Genomic DNA, 19,717 nt, shown 5'->3' on the forward strand with positions numbered 1-19,717 from the left:
AATGATTTATCCAAGCGAAGAAAAACTGTACGCACCGATTGAGTGGCAAGATTGCTCAGCCGGTTTTGACGATATTCGATATCACAAATCCCCTGAAGGGATTGCTAAAATTACCATTAACCGCCCTGAAGTGCGCAATGCATTCCGTCCGCAAACCGTAAAAGAGATGATCCAAGCATTATCAGACGCGCGTTATGACGACCATATCGGGACTATCATCCTAACGGGTGAAGGTGAAAAAGCGTTCTGTGCTGGTGGTGACCAGAAAATTCGTGGCGACTACGGCGGGTATCGCGATGAAAGCGGTACGCACCATCTGAACGTATTGGATTTCCAACGTCAAATTCGTACCTGTCCAAAACCTGTTGTTGCAATGGTTGCTGGTTTCTCCATCGGTGGCGGTCACGTTTTACATATGATGTGTGACTTAACCATCGCAGCCGATAACGCGATTTTCGGTCAAACGGGTCCTAAAGTTGGCTCGTTTGATGGCGGCTGGGGCGCATCTTATATGGCGCGTATCGTCGGTCAAAAGAAAGCCCGCGAAATTTGGTTCCTGTGCCGTCAGTACAATGCGCAAGAAGCGTTAGACATGGGTCTGGTAAACACCGTTGTACCTTATGCTGACTTAGAAAAAGAAACAGTACGCTGGTGCCGAGAAATGCTGGAAAACAGCCCAATGGCATTACGTTGCTTGAAAGCGGCACTGAACGCTGACTGTGATGGTCAAGCGGGTCTGCAAGAATTAGCGGGTAACGCAACGATGCTGTTCTATGTGACCGATGAAGGTCAAGAAGGGCGTAACGCATTCAACGAAAAGCGTGCGCCAGATTTTTCTAAATATAAGCGTAATCCATAATGAGAAAAGCCAAACTTTACTCGTTCAGCCTGCCGATGGAGGCAGGCGTTATCCTTCGCTATCAACGACTAAAAACCCGTGATGGGCTTTTGGTTTGTTTACAAGATGGGGATAGCGAAGGCTGGGGGGAAATTTCACCTCTGCCAGAATTTAGCCGTGAAACGTTGGAAGAAGCAACAGCCGACACCATCGCATGGCTAAATGAATGGGTGAATGAAGGCACAATGACGCCAAGCCATTTACCTTCAGTTGCCTTTGGCTGTAGCTGTGCATTAGCAGAGCTGGCCGGTGAACTTCCACAACAAGCTAATTATCGTAAAGCGCCATTATGCAGCGGTGACCCTGATGACCTAATCCTAAGCCTCGATGCCATGGAAGGGGAAAAAGTCGCCAAAGTGAAAGTGGGGCTTTATGAAGCTGTGCGTGATGGCATGGTGGCAAACTTATTATTGGAAGCGGTGCCTGAGCTAAAACTGCGCTTAGATGCTAACCGCAGCTGGACCCGAGCAAAAGCAGATGGTTTCGCTAAATATGTGAATCCAGATTACCGTGCACGAATTGCGTTCCTTGAAGAGCCATGCAAAACCCGTGAGGAGTCTTTGCAATTTTCTGCGGATACTGGCATCGCCATCGCATGGGATGAAAGTGTGCGCGAAGATGACTTCAAAGTAGAAGCGCAACCGGGTGTGGCGGCTATTATCATTAAACCGACCTTAACGGGCAGCTTGAGTTATTGCCGTAGTTTGGTGGAGCAAGCTCATCAGTTAGGGATGCAGGCTGTGATCAGCTCATCCATCGAAAGCAGCTTTGGTTTAACCCAATTAGCGCGGGTCGCAAATTGGCTAACGCCGAATACCATTCCAGGTTTAGATACGGTTTCACTGATCCAATCTCAATTGGTGAGACCTTGGCCACAATGCCAAATTCCTGTTCAACAGTTAGATGAGCTGACAGTTGTATGGCAGAGTTAGCATCATCGTCTAGCCGCTTTACCGACTGGCCTTGGCAGTATTGGGCCAGTCTTCAACCAAATAACATTGCACTTTTTACGGATACTGATGCGGTAACGTGGGCGGCATTAAATCAGCAGATTGCCGATTTAGTCACTTACTTTGCGATGCAAGGCGTGCAAGAAGGGCAATGTGTCGCTTTGCGCGGTAAAAACTCCGTTGAACTGCTACTCAGTCAATTGGCGTTGCTAGCTTGTGGGGCGAAAGTCTTGCCTATCAATCCTCGCCTTCCTGAACGGTTGTTAGATGAATTACTGCCACATCTTGATATTAGCGCAGTGATTGATTTTACCGATGAACAAAACGCGCTCGCGAATTATCGTCATTTGGACCACCAGCTTTATTATCATTTTATTGAATATGACGATTTTCCTTCGGTAAGCTTTCAGAAAATTGCTGAGCAACCTGCAACGTTAATTTTAACCTCAGGTTCTACGGGGTTACCTAAAGCGGCTGTACACAGTATTTCGGCGCATTTGAACAGTGCGGCTGGCGTGTTGGATGCCATGAATTATCAGCAAGAGGATTGCTGGCTACTTTCATTGCCATTATTTCACGTTTCAGGGCAAGGGATTGTATGGCGTTGGTTACTGAGCGGTGCAAAACTCGCCATTCGTTCTACACCATTGCCCGAAGCATTACAGGGTGTCACCCATGCATCATTAGTGCCGACTCAACTATGGCGGTTACTGAATGACGAGATGCCGTTAAATCTTTCGTTAAAAGAAGTCTTGTTGGGGGGGGCTATGATCCCAACCAGTTTAACGGAGCTAGCCGAGCAACGTGGTATTGTATGTTGGAGTGGTTATGGGATGACAGAAATGGCGTCAACCGTGTGTGCCAAACGTACAGATGGTAAGAAAGGTGTAGGGCTTCCATTAGCGGGTAAACAAGTACGGCTGGTGGATGATGAAATTCAAATTCAGTCGGACAGCCAATCTTTAGGGTATTGGTTTGATGGGCAATTACATCCTTTAAATTTAGTGGATGGATGGTTTAAAACCAATGACAAAGGTGCCTTTATTGAGGGTGAATATCAGGTTTTAGGTCGTTTGGATAATCTATTCATTAGTGGCGGGGAGTGTGTGCAGCCTGAAGATATTGAAGCGGTGATCAATGCTCATCCTGGTGTGCACCAAAGCTTTATTGTTCCTGTTGATGATGTGCAATTTGGACAGCGCCCTGTGGCAGTGATTGACGCTGATGAATCAATGAATTTGAACATGTTGGCGGATTGGCTAAAAGATAAATTAGCCCCGTATCAATTCCCCATGGCGTTTTATCGCCTAGAACCTGAATTGAAAGCGGGGGGAATTAAAGTCTCTCGCCAGCAGGTGAAGCGATGGGTGTTAACACAAAGATAGTGATGAACTAAACGCAGAATGAATTAAGGAATAGATAAAAGCGCTAGAAAGTTCTAGCGCTTGGTCATAACAGGAAATGCTTGTTTATTTCAGCGCATTCAACGCTTTTTCAACACCAGCACCGTATTCTGGGTGCACTTTCTTAAACAACTCGATTTGACGTTTTTGTGTCTCTTCTGACGCTTCAATCAACTCACCCGCTAAACGTTGGAACATACGTTGATGTTCGGCATCGTCCAGCAATTCATACAGTGCACGAGGTTGGCTGAAGTAATCTTCATCTTCACGGTGATTCCAGTGATCAGCCGCACCTTCGATGGATAATGGTGGTTCGCTATAGTCCGGTTGTTCTTGGAACATACCTGCGCTGTTTGGCTCATAAGTCACGGTATTGCTGCTATTACCATCAATGCGCATTGCACCATCACGATGATAATTGTGGAATGGGCAGCGTGGGGCATTCACCGGAATTTGATAGTGGTTAATACCTAAACGGTAACGCTGAGTATCCCCATAAGAGAATAAGCGACCTTGCAGCATTTTGTCTGGAGAGAATCCAATGCCCGGAACGATATTCGCTGGGCTAAATGCCGCTTGTTCCACATCCGAGAAATAGTTATCTGGGTTGCGGTTCAGTTCAAAATAGCCCACATCAATCAATGGATAATCTTTGTGTGGCCACACTTTGGTTAGATCAAATGGGTTATAAGGGACGGTTGACGCCTCTTTTTCTGGCATGATCTGAATCTGTAAGTTCCAGCGAGGGTATTCTTTACGTTGGATAGCATCGAACAGGTCACGTTGAGAGCTTTCACGATCTTTACCAATCAGCGCTTCTGCTTCGTCATCCATAAGGTTTTCGATACCTTGCTGGCTACGGAAGTGGAATTTCACCCAAAAACGTTCGTTATTCGCATTGATAAAGCTATAGGTATGGCTACCAAAACCGTGCATAAAGCGATAACTTTTTGGTAAGCCGCGGTCGCTGACATCAATGGTTAATTGATGAAGCGCTTCAGGTAAGTGGGAGAAGAAATCCCATTTATAGGCAGCGCTACGCATATTGGTGTAAGGGCAGCGTTTAACAACGTGGTTTAAGTCAGGGAATTTCAGCGGGTCACGCAGATAGAATACAGGGGTGTTGTTACCCACCATATCCCAGTTGCCTTCTTCGGTATAAAACTTCATGGCGAAACCACGGATATCGCGCTCGGCATCAGCTGCACCACGTTCACCGGCTACGGTGGAGAAGCGAACAAATAAATCAGTTTTCTTGCCAATTTCACTGAATAATTTTGCGCGGGTATAGCGGGTAATGTCATGGGTGACAGTGAAAGTACCGAATGCCCCTGAACCTTTAGCGTGCATACGGCGCTCTGGGATCACTTCACGATCGAAGTGGGCGAGCTTTTCCAAAAACCAAACATCTTGCAACAGCATCGGGCCACGTTTACCCGCAGTCATCACGTTATTGTTATCCACAACAGGTGCGCCTGAAGCGGTAGTTAAACCTCTTTTTTTCATCACAATACTCCCAAGCTATTAGATTTATAGACTACACAAAAGTAACTAACTGGATGAATATTTGTAGAATATCACTTCATCTCTATAATAAACTTGATGAACAGTATAATAAGCAAAGAATTAATTATCTAATCGCTCTGACCAATCACTGTAATCATAGTAAGAAGTTTAGTCAGAAAATGAAGAATTGATTGAAGTAAACCACTGATGAATTTCACTTATTGTGCGTTAAACGGTGTTCTAACGTAAATTTAAGCAAAAAAGACTGAGTACGTGCACTAAATCACGTAACATCGTCACGATACTTTAATTTTTAATAATAAAGGAAATGATAATGCGCAAAGTTCTTTTAGCTGTTGCAGCGACCTCTGCATTTTATATGGGTGCTGCCCAAGCAATTTCTGCTGATTTCAGCGCGGGTGAACATTTTACAGAATTAAGTGCTGGTTTAGGAACTCAAGGTTCAGGTTTAGCATTTAATGGCTCTTGGGCTCGTAGCGATCATAATGGCGAGTTAGGTAGCTTAGGCGCAACTTTCGGTCTGCCATTAGGACCATTTAATGCCTATGTAGGTGGTAAAGCATTGTATTTATCTCCTGAAGATGGTTCTAACGGTGCAGCGGCAGCATTAGGCGGCGGCTTAAGTTGGCAAGCACTGCCATCATTAAGTTTCTACGGTGAAGCGTATGGCGCACCAGAATCACTGACTTCAGGCAGCAAATCCTACATGGAAGCGAAAGCAGGTGCGCGCTATACCGTGTTTAAACCGCTGTCGGTTGATGCGGGTTATCGTCTGATTGAGATGAAAGGCGCACATGATGATCGTAATGAGAAGTTGGCAGACGGATGGTATGTGGGCGCCGGCCTATCCTTCTAATATTCTCGTCATATTTTGATTTGTGGCGTTGTTGGCTGCACTCGGATACTCGGGTCACATACTCATGTATGCTCCCCAAGATATCCTCGTTTGCCGCCTAGCCACAATTCAAACTATTTAGAGAATAATGCTAGTGCTCATTATGAGTTGAAAAATGGCAGTGATAGTTTTTCAAAAAAAACATCAAAAAATGCCAAGAAAAACACCCCAAATTGGGGTGTTTTTTTATGAATGAAACTCTAGGGATTAACCAACGTTTGGCAGGAAGCCGGCCACGATGGCGAATTGGATGGCGATGACTGCGATACCGCACAGCAGAACTAAAGTGAGGATTGGTGTGCCGCCTTTGACGCGGTAAATGCCATTCGCTTCTAACTTGCGTACGCGCATGGTTAACAGTGCCGGTATGATTAATGCTAGGACTGATAATGCGACAGCGGCGTAAGTTAATGCTTGAACAAAACTACTGAAGAACAACGCTGCGAGTAACGGGGGTACGAAGGTCAGCAGCGTGGTTTGTGCGCGACCAATAAAATCATTACTACGCTTAAATAAGTCTGCAAGGTAATCAAACAAACCTAAAGCCACACCTAAGAAGGAAGTCGCTAACGCTAAATCCATAAACAGGGCAACTGCCATATTCACACGAGGGGTGGCAACCACATCACGGATTGCGGTTAATAATCCATTTAAACCTGAAGACTGGGCAAGGATCCCCATAAATGTATTGGATGGGATAGCGCCGAGAGTTGCGATTTGCCATAAAATGTAGGCAACCAGAGGAATTGCACTCCCTGTAATGAAAATGATACGCAGCTTGCGTACATCACCATTCATGTAATTGACTAAACTAGGTACGCTTCCGTGGAACCCAAAAGAGGTAAAAATCACGGGAACAGCGGCGAGTATAAGGCCTTTTTCCAGCGGCATGGTGCTTAGGTTAACCGCCTCGGCATGAGGCATCATAACGGCCAGCATAATCACTAAGAAAATCGTCTTAGCGGTGAAAAGAATACGGTTAATAAAATCAACAGAGTGTGTACCCACACAGACCACAGCACCGCCAACAATGGTGAACATAATAATGGCTGTTTGAGTCGAAACCGTAATCCCCCACCAAGAAGATAGGCTATCAGAGATAAGCACTCCAGCCCCGCCAATATAGGCAGTTGTCAGAGCATACATCAGTAATAACATACTCAAACCAGTGACAATTTGACCGACAGGACCGAGGTACTTTTTCGCAACACTACCGAGCCCCATATTGGCAGGATTATGTTGATATACCTCGACTAGTAGTAATGAGGTATAACTCATTAGCATCCATAAACCAATCAACAAACATACTATTCCAGTGAAGCCAACACCTGCTGCCGCTAGCGGCATTGCTAGCATTCCTGCGCCAATTGTTGTTCCTGCCACGATCAAAATACTGCCAAGGGTACGATTCTTCACAAATTCCTCTGATTGAATTCGGGTTATTAATAATTTAAGCAGATTATGCGATTGCGATTACTCTGTCAAATCTGAATTACAGCGTGTGTAAATAAATATTAACAGTCTAAATAAGTCAAAAATTCTATTAATGTATGGGCAAGTAACAACTTGCTCGCTAAGGGTGAATTTTTGTTAAGAATGAAAATAAGAAGTGAAACTTGATGAGGGTTAAATGTTAAAAAATGGGGTTTATAAGATTGATTTTACTCATTATATTATTTAACTGAGTATTATGGCAGCAACTAAAGGGGAATTTTGTGATGGGACCAAAATATTAGGAATGAAAATAAAACAATATTGTTTTTTAAATTAATATAAATCAAATTAATACGTTAAGACCATCTGGATAATAAGGGAAACCTATAAATAAAGGATGGACCTATGGACTTTATGATTCAACTTGCCATTATTCTTGTCTGCTTGTTCTACGGAGCAAGAAAAGGGGGTATGGCGCTCGGGCTGCTAGGCGGTGTTGGCCTAGTTATACTTGTCTTTGGTTTTGGTTTGCCTCCAGGAAAACCGCCTGTAGACGTTATGCTTGTTATCATTGCTGTTGTTGCAGCATCAGCAACCTTACAAGCATCAGGCGGTTTGGACGTTATGCTACAAATCGCAGAACGTTTACTGCGTAAAAATCCAAAATACATCTCTATTGTTGCACCTTTCGTTACCTGTATTTTAACCATTTTGTGTGGTACCGGGCATGTGGTATATACCATTTTGCCAATCATTTACGATGCAGCGATCAAGAATAATATTCGTCCTGAAAGACCAATGGCGGCGAGTAGTATCGGGGCGCAAATGGGGATTATTGCCAGCCCTGTTTCCGTGGCAGTTGTTTCTTTAGTCGCAATGTTAAATGGCGTGTCCATCAACGGTAAATCATTAGAATTTTTAGATTTACTGGCAATCACTATCCCATCAACCTTAATCGGTATCTTAGCGATAGGTATCTTTAGCTGGTTCCGCGGTAAAGATCTGGATAAAGACCCGGTATTCCAAGAATTTATCTCAGTGCCTGAAAACCATGACTATGTTTATGGTGATAGCGTTACGCTGTTAGATAAAAAATTGCCAAAAATTAACTGGGTAGCAATGTGGATTTTCTTAGCATCCATCGTGGTGGTGGCATTACTGGGGGCATTTTCTGAGCTCAGACCATTAATTAACGGTAAGCCGTTATCGATGGTGTTAGTGATCCAGATGTTTATGTTATTAGCGGGTGCGCTGATCATTATCATCTGTAAAACCAATCCAGGACAGATTTCTAAAAACGAAGTGTTCCGGTCAGGGATGATTGCTATCGTGGCGGTATATGGTATCGCGTGGATGGCAGAAACCATGTTCGGTGCCCATATGGATGAAATTAAAGGCACTTTAGGTTCATTAGTCAAAGATTTCCCTTGGGCGTATGCGGTGATTTTGCTGTTGGTATCCAAGTTTGTTAACTCACAAGCAGCGGCATTAGCGGCAGTAGTGCCTATCGCTCTGGGTATTGGTGTTGACCCTGCATATATTATTGCGTCTGCACCAGCGTGTTACGGTTACTATATCCTGCCAACTTATCCAAGTGACCTTGCGGCGATTCAGTTTGACCGTTCTGGTACTACACGTATTGGTAAGTTTGTTATCAACCACAGCTTTATCTTGCCTGGTCTAATTGGGGTGGGTGTATCCTGTGTGTTTGGTTGGATTTTTGCTGCAATGTACGGTTATCTATAAAAATACCCGTCATACTTCAAATTGCAGGGGGTTAGCTGCTTACCGGTAACTCGCATTATTTTAGGTATGATTTTATAAGCAAAAAGCGATTGCTCGAGTCATCAAAGCAATCGCTTTTTATTGTTAGATATGCAGTATTACTAGCGCGGCTACTCGATTTCAATATCGGATAGCGGGTGACAACAGCAGGGCAGAATTTCACCCTCTTGAACAAAAGCGAGCGGTTTACGTTTGTATCCAACCTTTCCCTTTAATAATGTTACGCGGCATGAGCCACAGTAGCCTTCTCGACATTGGTACTCGACAGGCACTCGGCTATCTTCAAGGGCATCCAATAAACTGGTGTGAACATCCGTGTGGTAGGGAACTTGCACACCCTGCGTAAGACGCAGGGTGATTTTATGACTTGCCATAATTACAGTTCGAAATCACTCAAATCATCGGTGTTAACTTCAGCGTCAATCTGACCGACTAAATAAGAGCTGACTTCGACTTCTTGTGGCGCCACTTGAACGTTGTCAGACACTAACCATGCGTTGATCCATGGAATAGGGTTAGAACGCGCTTCAAATGGTAATTTCAGGCCAACTGCTTGCATACGAATGTTGGTAATATATTCCACATATTGGCACAGAATATCTTTGTTCAGACCAATCATCGAGCCTTCGCTGAACAGATATTCAGCCCACTCTTTTTCTTGTTCTGCCGCATCCACAAACAGGCGATAGCATTCATCTTCACACTCAGCGGCAATCTCTGCTATTTCAGGATCGTCTTGACCTGAGCGTAACAGGTTCAGCATATGCTGAGTTCCCGTTAAGTGCAGCGCTTCATCTCGAGCAATCAGCTTGATGATTTTTGCGTTACCTTCCATCAATTCGCGCTCAGCAAAGGCGAAAGAGCACGCGAAGCTGACGTAGAAACGAATTGCTTCAAGGGCGTTAACGCTCATTAAGCATAAATAAAGTTGCTTTTTCAGTGCTCGCAGTGAAACAGTGACTTGTTTACCACCCAGCGTATGGGTCCCTTCACCAAACATATGGTAATAGTTGGTCATTTCGATCAGCGTGTCGTAGTACTCAGAAATATCTTTTGCACGCTTGAGAATTTCTTCATTTTCAACGATATCATCGAAGATAATCGCCGGGTCATTCACGATATTACGAATAATATGCGTGTATGAACGTGAGTGAATTGTTTCTGAGAATGACCAAGTCTCAACCCAAGTTTCTAATTCTGGGATTGAAATCAGTGGCAAAAATGCCACGTTAGGGCTGCGACCCTGAATAGAGTCGAGCAGCGTTTGGTATTTCAGGTTACTGATAAAAATGTGTTTTTCATGATCAGGCAGCGCATTATAGTCAATACGGTCGCGCGCCACGTCAACTTCTTCTGGGCGCCAGAAGAATGAGAGTTGCTTTTCAATCAGTTTTTCAAAAATAGGATATTTTTGCTGATCAAAACGGGCAACGTTCACAGGCTGGCCGAAAAACATCGGCTCCAGCAGCTGGTTATTTTTTTTCTGAGAAAAAATCGTGTATGAATGTGACATAACCATCCCTATTAAATTTTACAAGCCCCGCCTTCACAATCAGAATCTGCGCTTTCAACAACTTCTTCCAGATCCCCCTGAACATCTTCAGCACCGTCGCGGGTGTTGTGGTAGTAAAGTGTTTTCACACCAAACTTGTAGGCTAACAATAAATCTTTTAACAGTTGATTCATTGGCACTTTGCCATTCGGGAAACGGGTTGGGTCATAGTTTGTGTTAGAAGAAATCGACTGGTCGATAAACTTCTGCATGATCCCAACTAACTGCAAATAGCCGCTATTGGAAGGCATTTGCCATAATAGCTCGTAAGCACCTTTCAGATTTTCGTAATCTGGCACCACTTGGCGCAGGATACCGTCTTTTGATGCTTTAATACTGATATAACCACGTGGTGGTTCGATACCATTGGTCGCGTTAGAAATCTGAGACGAGGTCTCTGATGGCATTAATGCAGACAGCGTTGAGTTACGCAGACCGTACTGTTTGATCTCTTGGCGCAGCGCTTCCCAATCATAATGCAGTGGTTCGTTAGTTAATTTATCGAGCTCACGTTTGTAAGTATCGATAGGTAACACGCCTTGCGCATAAGTGGTTTCATTGAACCACGGGCAAGCACCTTGCTCTTTCGCTAATTCATTTGAGGCTTTCAGTAAGTAATATTGAATCGCTTCGAATGTTTTGTGCGTCAGGTTGTTGGCGCTACCATCGGAGTAACGAACACCGTGCTTCGCTAAGTAGTAAGCGTAGTTAATCACACCAATACCCAGAGTACGACGACCCATAGAGCCTTTCTTCGCCGCAGGGATTGGGTAATCTTGGTAGTCTAACAGTGCGTCTAATGCACGAACCGCTAAGATAGCTAACTCTTCTAACTCATCGAGGCTTTCAATGGCACCTAAGTTAAACGCTGACAGCGTACACAAGGCAATTTCACCATTTTCGTCATTGACGTTATTTAATGGTTTAGTTGGCAGTGCAATTTCCAGACACAGGTTGGATTGACGAACAGGGGCAACCTGTGGGTCAAATGGGCTGTGGGTGTTGCAGTGGTCAACGTTTTGAATATAGATACGACCTGTAGATGCGCGTTCTTGCATCATCAATGAGAATAATTCAACCGCTTTCACGCTAGATTTACGGATTTTCTCATCTTGCTCATATTGCACATATAGGCGTTCGAACTCGTCTTGATCCGCGAAGAATGCATCGTACAAGCCCGGAACATCAGACGGGCTGAATAGGGTGATATCTTGGTTTTTGATCAGGCGTTCGTACATTAATTTGTTGAGCTGTACACCGTAGTCCATATGGCGAACACGGTTCCCTTCAACACCACGGTTGTTTTTCAGCACTAATAAACTTTCTACTTCTAAGTGCCAGATAGGGTAGAACAGAGTTGCTGCACCACCACGTACGCCACCTTGAGAGCAAGATTTTACCGCAGTTTGGAAATGCTTATAGAATGGGATACAGCCAGTGTGGAATGCTTCGCCACCACGGATTGGGCTACCCAGCGCACGAATGCGACCCGCGTTGATACCGATACCGGCACGCTGAGAGACATATTTCACGATAGCACTTGAGGTTGCATTGATAGAATCAAGGCTGTCACCGCACTCAATCAGAACACATGAGCTGAATTGACGTGTAGGTGTACGTACCCCCGCCATAATTGGCGTAGGTAAAGAAATTTTGAATGTTGATACCGCGTCATAGAAGCGGCGGATGTAATCTAAACGGGTTGCTTGTGGATAATGAGAGAACAAGCATGCAGCAACCAGAATATATAAAAACTGGGCGCTTTCGTAGATTTCACCGGTGACACGGTTTTGAACTAAATATTTCCCTTCCAACTGTTTAACAGCGGCGTAGGAGAAATTCATATCACGCCAATGGTCAATAAAACCATCCATTTGCTCGAAATCTGCTTCGGTGTAGTCTTCCAGCAAATGCTTATCATATTTACCCATCTCAACCAGATGTTTTACGTGGGCATATAATTTTGGTGGCTCAAACTGGCCATAGGCTTTTTTGCGCAGGTTAAAAATCGCTAAACGTGCAGCAAGATATTGGTAATCTGGTGTTTCACCGGTGATTAAGTCAGCAGCGGCTTTAATCATCGTTTCGTGAATATCAGAAGTTCTGATCCCATCATAAAACTGAATCTGAGAACGTAACTCCACCTGTGAAACTGATACGTTACTAAGACCTTCCGCCGCCCATGTAATAACTTTATGGATTTTGTCGAGGTCAATGCGTTCTTTATGTCCATCACGTTTTGTGACTAACAGACTCTGGTTCATGAGCAAGTACACCTTGGTTGAGTTACAAAATAGAGTCTCCCAAACGTAAAAAAGCTCATGATGAACAATCATGAGACTTGTATATTATATTTGTGATGACCACTATATGTAGTAGTTTGTTAAGAATCTAATAACAAGATAATGTTAATGTGCGATTTTATCAAGTGTACAAATCTGATAGTTTTTGTGGATAACAACTGGATAAGAAAAATTGATCATGTCGGTAAGCAGCATGAGAAGTGGAGTTGCCAAAAATTGACTTACCGACATTAACCTAAAAATTATTTTGTAAAGTTGAGACCGTTTGCTGTTTTCTTAAACGTACCGCTTGCTATTTATTCGCTGATCGTATGCAGCATATAGTTCACATCAACGTTAGGGCCTAACCAAAATTTATCGGTGATTGGATTATAATGCAGTCCCATCATATGTTGTTCTTTTAATTGCGTTTTATCGACCCAGCTAATTAATTCGGATGGGCGGATAAACTTATTAGCATCATGGGTGCCTTTTGGAACCATTTTCATCACATATTCCGCTGCCACGACAGCCATTAGCCATGCTTTTCTGTTGCGATTAATGGTGGAAAAAATAACATGTCCGCCAGGTTTAACTAATTTCGCGCAGGCTCTTACCACAGATTCTGGGTCTGGAACGTGCTCAAGCATTTCCATGCAAGTGACGATATCGTAGCTCTGAGGGTGTTTATCTGCATGCTGTTCGACGGTTTCTTGGACGTATTCCACAGGAATGCCCGATTCCAGAGAGTGTAGACGAGCGACCATTAATGGGTCTGCACCCATATCTAAACCCGTGACATCCGCACCTTCGCGCGCCATGCTTTCAGATAAAATACCGCCACCGCAGCCAACGTCGAGGATTTTCTTACCAAAAATGCCGTCTACACGTTGCATGATGTAGCCTAAACGCAGCGGATTAATGCGGTGTAATGGGGCAAACTCGCCTTCAAGATCCCACCAACGTGATGCTATCGATTCAAACTTTTCAATTTCTTGTTTGTCGACGTTTAGGTACGTTTGGTCTTGGGTATCATTCATCTGAGGAACTCCTATATCTATTTCTATCCTCGCATTACTTATTTTTACCTATTGGACTATATTTATTTTGCAAAATGCAAAAACAGGTTGGAATTCGTAATGGGACGATAGTCGCCCGTGAGTTAATTTATTGGGATTATGGACCAAATATGAAAATCCTTGAGAGACTATTGCTTGAAAATCTACAAGATTCGGACACATAAGCGCATTTTTCCGCTATTATACATAGCTTGAAAGACAAATACTCACTTCTCTTATCTCTTAATTAAATAAGGGAGTTGTGGTATAGTTTACTCTTTGAATCTGAAGTTATGAGGGACAGTGGTTCCATGAGCGAGATTGCCAGAGAAATCACCCCAGTCAATATCGAAGAAGAACTGAAAAGTTCCTATTTGGATTATGCAATGTCCGTTATCGTCGGCCGTGCACTTCCAGATGTTCGAGATGGGCTGAAGCCAGTACACCGCCGAGTGTTATTTGCGATGAATGTACTGGGAAATGATTGGAATAAACCCTATAAAAAGTCTGCCCGTATCGTTGGGGACGTCATCGGTAAATACCATCCACATGGAGACAGCGCCGTTTATGAGACCATCGTTCGTCTCGCGCAGCCTTTCTCTATGCGCTACATGCTGGTAGATGGTCAGGGGAACTTTGGTTCAGTTGACGGAGACTCCGCCGCTGCAATGCGTTATACGGAAATCCGTATGGCGAAAATTGCCCATGAAATGCTGGCTGATTTAGAAAAAGAAACCGTAGACTTTGTTCCTAACTATGATGGTACAGAGCAAATCCCAGAAGTGATGCCAACGAAGATACCTAACCTTTTGGTCAATGGTTCTTCAGGGATTGCTGTCGGGATGGCCACTAACATTCCTCCGCACAACTTAGGGGAAGTGATTAATGGTTGCTTAGCTTATATAGAAGACGAAGATATTAGTATCGAAGGCTTGATGGAACACATCCCAGGCCCTGACTTCCCGACTGCCGCTATTATCAATGGTCGTCGTGGTATTATCGATGCGTATCGTACCGGTCGCGGTAAAGTGTACATTCGTGCACGTGCCGAGGTCGAAGTTGATGAGAAAAATGGTCGTGAAACCATTATCGTCAACGAAATTCCGTATCAAGTGAACAAAGCGCGCTTGATTGAAAAAATTGCGGAATTAGTTAAAGAAAAACGCGTTGAAGGTATCAGTGCACTGCGTGATGAGTCTGATAAAGACGGTATGCGTATTGTCATTGAAATTAAGCGCGATGCAGTCGGCGAAGTAGTACTAAATAACCTGTATTCACTGACGCAATTGCAAGTTTCTTTCGGTATCAACATGGTGGCACTGCATCAGGGTCAACCAAAAATCTTGAACCTGAAAGATATTATTGCCGCGTTTGTTCGCCATCGTCGTGAAGTTGTTACACGCCGTACTATTTTCGAACTGCGTAAAGCCCGTGACCGTGCGCACATCCTTGAAGCGTTGGCGGTGGCACTGGCGAATATCGACCCAATTATCGAATTGATCCGTAAAGCACCAACACCAGCTGAAGCAAAAGCTGGGCTGATTGCCCGTTCTTGGGCTCTGGGTAATGTTGCTGCGATGCTGGAACGTGCGGGTGATGATGCTGCACGTCCTGAGTGGTTAGAGCCACAATATGGTGTTCATGAAGGTCAATATTTCCTGACTGAACAGCAAGCACAAGCAATTTTGGATCTGCGTTTACAGAAATTAACCGGTCTTGAGCATGAAAAACTGCTGGAAGAGTACCGTGAACTTCTGAAACAAATCGAAGAATTACTGTTTATTCTGCGTAGCCCTGAGCGTTTAATGGAAGTTATTCGTGAAGAGTTAGAAGCAATTCGTGATGCTTATAACGACCCGCGTCGTACTGAGATCACTGAAAATACCGCAGATATCAATATTGAAGATTTGATCAACCAAGAAGATGTGGTGGTAACGCTATCTCACCAAGGTTATGTGAAGTATCAGCCATTGTCTGACTACGAAGCACAACGCCGTGGTGGTAAAGGTAAATCCGCAGCGCGTATTAAAGAAGAAGACTTTATTGAGCGTCTGCTGGTGGCGAATACCCACGATACTATCTTGTGTTTCTCCAGTCGTGGTCGCTTATATTGGATGAAAGTCTATCAATTGCCTGAAGCTAGCCGTGGTGCTCGTGGACGTCCAATTGTGAACTTACTGCCACTTGAGCAAGATGAACGTATCACCGCGATTTTACCAGTGCGTGAATACGAAGAGGGCTATTATGTCTTTATGGCGACCGCGAGCGGTACCGTGAAGAAAACCCCTCTGCAAGATTTCAGTCGCCCAAGAAGTGCCGGTATTATTGCCGTGAACTTGAATGAAGGCGATGAGCTGATTGGTGTTGATTTAACCAACGGTAGCAATGAAGTCATGCTGTTCTCTGCGCAAGGTAAAGTGGTGCGCTTTGCAGAAGATGCGGTTCGTGCGATGGGACGTACAGCGACAGGTGTTCGCGGTATTAAATTAATGGACGACGATAAAGTTGTTTCTTTAATTATTCCTCGTGGTGAAGGCCATATTCTGACCGTGACTGAAAACGGCTTCGGTAAGCGTACTGAAGAAGCAGAATACCCAACAAAATCTCGTGCAACTCAAGGGGTTATCTCTATTAAAGTGAGCGAGCGTAATGGTCAAGTTGTTGGCGCTATCCAAGTTGAGGATACCGACCAAATTATGATGATTACGGATGCTGGGACTCTGGTTCGTACCCGCGTTTCTGAAGTTAGCGTCGTTGGACGTAATACTCAAGGTGTGACGCTGATCCGTACTGCTGAAGATGAAAAAGTAGTTGGTTTACAACGTGTTGCTGAAACTGAAGACGATGACAATACCGATGAAGAGGGTATTGATGTTGACGGTGAAGCACAAACTGATGCAGATACCGAAGAGTAAGTATCATTCATCAATGAAACGGGCGGATTATCCGCCCGTTTTTGTATCTTTACACTAGCAATATACATGGAAGTTATTGGTTGTCGCTTTTCATTGAGTTAATCGAGTATACTCAGTATTAGTGATAATGTACTTGTAGGTAACGGATTGAGATATTTACCCTCGTTTAAAACATCCCTCAGATTATCTAGAGATCTTTTTCGTGTCCTAGGCGTTATGCTATGGGGAATGGGGCTTTTCATCACTCTGTTTTTCCTTTATATGCAATTCAATGAACATAAATCTGATCTGCGCCAGCAATTCCATTCTGGTTATGAAAACCTGCAAGTTTATATTCAGCAGTCAAATGCTACACTTCGCCTTATTCATTCCATGACGGAGCAGCAACGACTCAAAGACGAAGAACATCAACAAAAAGTGGGTATTCAACAAGAAGATATCACTTTACCCGCATCCACGTCATACTCGCTATATCCACTCATGCCATCGGCAGATTGTGATGTATTTAAGCAGCGAACTCAGAATTATCTTTCTGCTTTTGAACAACTCAATATTTTCTGGAAAGACAGCATTGCGGTCCCCCAAGGCTTAAATCACGTATTTGTCTTTGGAACAGGCAGTTACTGCATGATGGATTATTCAATTCGTGCTGCAGTTTCTGATATTGATACGCTAAAAAAAGTGGTCTATGACAATGCGCGGATCTACAAACAGTTAAGACAGCAGGGTCAAGAGCGCAATTTATATACCATCACCCACAGTTCTCAACCATCAAATGGTCAACTCTATTTGATGATCCCTATTTATGAGAAAAGCTTAATTGTTGGTTTTATTGGGATTGAGCGAGCGATAAACTTAAATCAGTTTAATTTACGTAATAATCCAGCCGTTGAAATCACATTAATTAACTCATCAAATCAACCTGTTCTCTACACTTCATCAGATTCGAATATTAAAAATTCACCATTGCTGACATCTGGAGAGATAAATTATTTCGGTTTTAACTCTGATTATACTCAGCTGTTTTTTAAGAAGCGTTTAGCACCTTCGCAACTAACGGTTATTTATTCAATTGAGACATCGTATTTAATCAGCAACCTAAAAACATCAATAATTTACGCAATATTAATTAATATTTTGTCTGGTACGTTAATCTTCTTTTTAATTTGGTTATTAGAAAGACGAATGTTAGAGCCTGCTGCCAATACGGCGATTCGTCTTGAAGAGCATGAACAATTTAACCATAAAATTGTGGCATCAGCTCCTGTTGGGATCATTATCCTAAGGCTAAGTGATGGCGGCAATATTCTGAGTAATGAGCTCGCACATAACTATTTCCGTTTACTGAGTGAAGATGATAAACAGCGAATTTTGACGATTATTCGTCAAAAATCTAGCAACTATATTGATGTTGTTGCAACGAATGGCACCCATCTACAAATTAGTTTTGTGAATTCACGTTATCAAAATGAAGATGTGGCTATCTGCGTATTGATCGACATTAGTATTCGTGTGCAGATGGAAAAATCATTGCAGGATGTCGCAGATGCAGCGGATCAGGCGAACCAAGCGAAATCGATGTTCTTAGCCACGGTGAGCCATGAATTAAGAACACCGTTGTATGGGATCATCGGTAATATTGAGTTATTGCAACGGTATGATTTATCAGATAAAGCGCTTCGATTAGTTTCTACAATGGATAATTCGTCATCGCTATTGTTGCAGATTATCAGTGATATTTTGGATTTCTCCAAAATTGAATCCAAACAATTAAAAATAGAAAATAAATTATTCAATTGCCGCAATGTATTTGCTTATGTTCTTGCTAACTACGTCCCTTTAGCAACTAAAAAACAAGTGTCACTCTACTCTTATATTGAGCCGAATATTCCAGACATGATGCTTAGCGACCCAGTGCGCCTACAACAAGTTATCTCCAATATTGTGAATAACAGCATAAAGTTCACAGACTCTGGTTTTGTGATGCTGCATGTTTGGAAAGATGAAAATTATTTAAAAATTGAAGTCAAAGATTCGGGGATTGGAATGACCCCAGCAGTGGTTATGCAATTATTTGACCCATTCTTCCAAGTATACGATCAAAATAATGGACACAAAGGGACAGGGTTAGGGCTTGCTATTTGTGAGAAACTCATCAACTTGATGGATGGTGATATTGGTGTGGATTCTCAAGCGGGGCTGGGGAGTACGTTTACGATCCGCATTCCACTCTATGACCAGCAATATTTAGAACCCGTTATTCCTGAGTACCGAAAAAATTACCGTGTCGCCGTGACGGGTCAAAATGCATTCTTAATTGATTTTCTTGTAAGATTGCTCGAACACCATCATTTTAATGTGGTAACGGGCTCATCCATTGATATCAATGAGACGTATGACTTGTTGATTACGGATACCCAAGAAAGTGTTGCCTTACAGAATAGAAACTTGCTGAAACTCAGTAGTTTATATTCAGGTGAATTATTTGAAACTCAACCAAGTAATTGGCTCTATAACACTTATCAGCTCGATAAGCTGCCAATGTTGATTGATAAAATCATTGTTAAGTTGGTTCAAGGTACTAAAGAGAGTTTAGAGAACCATGACCTTGAAGATGCCGATGCAGATTTGAATACGTTTAAAGTCTTAATTGTTGATGACCATCCTATTAACCGAATGCTATTGACAGAGCAGCTGACAAGCATTGGCTTTATGACAAGTACGGCAGTCGATGGATTAGATGCGTTGAAATTCCTTGAGCATAATCATGCGGACATTGTTCTTTCTGATGTGAATATGCCCAATATGGACGGTTATCAATTGGCGCGCACGTTGCGAGAACAAGGTTTTAGGCAGCCTATTGTAGCGTTAACGGCAAATGCCATGGCAGAAGAGAAGCAGCGTTGTCTTGATGCGGGTATGAATGATTGTCTCTCGAAGCCTACATCGATCAGTGTGCTACGGGAGTCGTTGGTGAAATATGTTAAACCTAATGAGTGAATAAATTATTTATTAAAC

13 protein-coding genes are annotated in these 19,717 nt (G+C 43.3%); 7 read left to right on the forward strand and 6 right to left on the reverse strand.

What is annotated here, in order from left to right:
* Position 1: 1 nt before the first annotated feature.
* The 3 genes from menB to menE are packed head-to-tail and all read left to right on the forward strand — an operon-like array spanning position 2 to position 3,233.
* Positions 2 to 859, forward strand: a complete 858-nt coding sequence (menB, locus tag GKR71_RS11265) for a 1,4-dihydroxy-2-naphthoyl-CoA synthase (protein WP_154634298.1) — start codon at positions 2 to 4, stop codon at positions 857 to 859.
* The gene (menC, locus tag GKR71_RS11270) at positions 859 to 1,830 is read left to right on the forward strand and encodes an o-succinylbenzoate synthase (RefSeq protein WP_036952778.1); all 972 of its coding nucleotides are present in this window, start codon (positions 859 to 861) and stop codon (positions 1,828 to 1,830) included. The genes menB and menC overlap by 1 nt, the downstream gene beginning before the upstream one ends.
* Positions 1,818 to 3,233 carry an o-succinylbenzoate--CoA ligase gene (menE, locus tag GKR71_RS11275; RefSeq protein WP_154634299.1) on the forward strand — a complete coding sequence of 472 codons (1,416 nt, stop codon included), beginning with the start codon at positions 1,818 to 1,820 and terminating at the stop codon, positions 3,231 to 3,233. The genes menC and menE overlap by 13 nt, the downstream gene beginning before the upstream one ends.
* An 84-nt stretch (positions 3,234 to 3,317) precedes the next feature.
* On the opposite strand, the gene GKR71_RS11280 is transcribed toward menE, so the two are convergent.
* Positions 3,318 to 4,757, reverse strand: coding sequence for a catalase (locus tag GKR71_RS11280; protein WP_036952784.1), 1,440 nt, complete (start codon positions 4,755 to 4,757; stop codon positions 3,318 to 3,320).
* A gap of 334 nt (positions 4,758 to 5,091) precedes the next feature.
* Between GKR71_RS11280 and GKR71_RS11285 the strand changes: the two genes are divergently transcribed.
* Positions 5,092 to 5,634 (forward strand): YfaZ family outer membrane protein, encoded by a 543-nt coding sequence (locus tag GKR71_RS11285; protein WP_006661376.1) that lies wholly within the window; start codon positions 5,092 to 5,094, stop codon positions 5,632 to 5,634.
* 246 nt (positions 5,635 to 5,880) lie between these two features.
* On the opposite strand, the gene tyrP is transcribed toward GKR71_RS11285, so the two are convergent.
* Positions 5,881 to 7,029 carry a tyrosine transporter TyrP gene (gene tyrP / locus GKR71_RS11290; RefSeq protein ID WP_230082430.1) on the reverse strand — a complete coding sequence of 383 codons (1,149 nt, stop codon included), beginning with the start codon at positions 7,027 to 7,029 and terminating at the stop codon, positions 5,881 to 5,883.
* A gap of 483 nt (positions 7,030 to 7,512) precedes the next feature.
* On the opposite strand from tyrP, the gene GKR71_RS11295 reads away from it, so the two are divergent.
* On the forward strand, positions 7,513 to 8,853 hold the full coding sequence (locus GKR71_RS11295; RefSeq protein WP_006660307.1) for an anaerobic C4-dicarboxylate transporter: 1,341 nt from the start codon (positions 7,513 to 7,515) through the stop codon (positions 8,851 to 8,853).
* Between the two features lie 149 nt (positions 8,854 to 9,002).
* On the opposite strand, the gene yfaE is transcribed toward GKR71_RS11295, so the two are convergent.
* The 4 genes from yfaE to ubiG form a co-directional block, all read right to left on the reverse strand.
* On the reverse strand, positions 9,003 to 9,266 hold the full coding sequence (gene yfaE / locus GKR71_RS11300) for a class I ribonucleotide reductase maintenance protein YfaE (RefSeq protein ID WP_108478594.1): 264 nt from the start codon (positions 9,264 to 9,266) through the stop codon (positions 9,003 to 9,005).
* A gap of 2 nt (positions 9,267 to 9,268) precedes the next feature.
* Positions 9,269 to 10,405, reverse strand: coding sequence for a class Ia ribonucleoside-diphosphate reductase subunit beta (gene nrdB, locus GKR71_RS11305; protein ID WP_154634300.1), 1,137 nt, complete (start codon positions 10,403 to 10,405; stop codon positions 9,269 to 9,271).
* A gap of 11 nt (positions 10,406 to 10,416) precedes the next feature.
* The gene (gene nrdA, locus GKR71_RS11310; protein WP_154609456.1) at positions 10,417 to 12,708 is read right to left on the reverse strand and encodes a class 1a ribonucleoside-diphosphate reductase subunit alpha; all 2,292 of its coding nucleotides are present in this window, start codon (positions 12,706 to 12,708) and stop codon (positions 10,417 to 10,419) included.
* A gap of 335 nt (positions 12,709 to 13,043) precedes the next feature.
* A complete protein-coding gene (gene ubiG, locus GKR71_RS11315; protein ID WP_036952802.1) occupies positions 13,044 to 13,766 on the reverse strand; it encodes a bifunctional 2-polyprenyl-6-hydroxyphenol methylase/3-demethylubiquinol 3-O-methyltransferase UbiG in 723 nt (240 codons plus the stop codon).
* Between the two features lie 329 nt (positions 13,767 to 14,095).
* Here ubiG and gyrA point away from each other — a divergent pair, with 329 nt between their 5' ends.
* Both gyrA and rcsC read left to right on the forward strand, forming a co-directional pair.
* A complete protein-coding gene (gene gyrA / locus GKR71_RS11320) occupies positions 14,096 to 16,699 on the forward strand; it encodes a DNA topoisomerase (ATP-hydrolyzing) subunit A (protein WP_154599425.1) in 2,604 nt (867 codons plus the stop codon).
* Between the two features lie 147 nt (positions 16,700 to 16,846).
* A complete protein-coding gene (gene rcsC, locus GKR71_RS11325) occupies positions 16,847 to 19,699 on the forward strand; it encodes a two-component system sensor histidine kinase RcsC (protein ID WP_154634301.1) in 2,853 nt (950 codons plus the stop codon).
* Positions 19,700 to 19,717: the final 18 nt, after the last annotated feature.

This window comes from Providencia sp. wls1922 (assembly GCF_009706505.1).
In the GTDB taxonomy this organism is placed as follows: Bacteria; Pseudomonadota; Gammaproteobacteria; order Enterobacterales; family Enterobacteriaceae; genus Providencia; species Providencia lanzhouensis.

Excerpts from the sequence above, each read along its gene's own strand:
- GKR71_RS11280 (WP_036952784.1), bottom strand. The coding sequence starts at position 4,757 with ATGAAAAAAAGAGGTTTAACTACCGCTTCAGGCGCACCTGTTGTGGAT.
- ubiG (WP_036952802.1), bottom strand. The coding sequence starts at position 13,766 with ATGAATGATACCCAAGACCAAACGTACCTAAACGTCGACAAACAAGAA.
- nrdB (WP_154634300.1), bottom strand. The coding sequence starts at position 10,405 with ATGTCACATTCATACACGATTTTTTCTCAGAAAAAAAATAACCAGCTG.
- GKR71_RS11285 (WP_006661376.1), top strand. The coding sequence starts at position 5,092 with ATGCGCAAAGTTCTTTTAGCTGTTGCAGCGACCTCTGCATTTTATATG.
- yfaE (WP_108478594.1), bottom strand. The coding sequence starts at position 9,266 with ATGGCAAGTCATAAAATCACCCTGCGTCTTACGCAGGGTGTGCAAGTT.
- gyrA (WP_154599425.1), top strand. The coding sequence starts at position 14,096 with ATGAGCGAGATTGCCAGAGAAATCACCCCAGTCAATATCGAAGAAGAA.
- tyrP (WP_230082430.1), bottom strand. The coding sequence starts at position 7,029 with ATGCTAGCAATGCCGCTAGCGGCAGCAGGTGTTGGCTTCACTGGAATA.
- menB (WP_154634298.1), top strand. The coding sequence starts at position 2 with ATGATTTATCCAAGCGAAGAAAAACTGTACGCACCGATTGAGTGGCAA.
- menC (WP_036952778.1), top strand. The coding sequence starts at position 859 with ATGAGAAAAGCCAAACTTTACTCGTTCAGCCTGCCGATGGAGGCAGGC.
- menE (WP_154634299.1), top strand. The coding sequence starts at position 1,818 with ATGGCAGAGTTAGCATCATCGTCTAGCCGCTTTACCGACTGGCCTTGG.
- nrdA (WP_154609456.1), bottom strand. The coding sequence starts at position 12,708 with ATGAACCAGAGTCTGTTAGTCACAAAACGTGATGGACATAAAGAACGC.
- GKR71_RS11295 (WP_006660307.1), top strand. The coding sequence starts at position 7,513 with ATGGACTTTATGATTCAACTTGCCATTATTCTTGTCTGCTTGTTCTAC.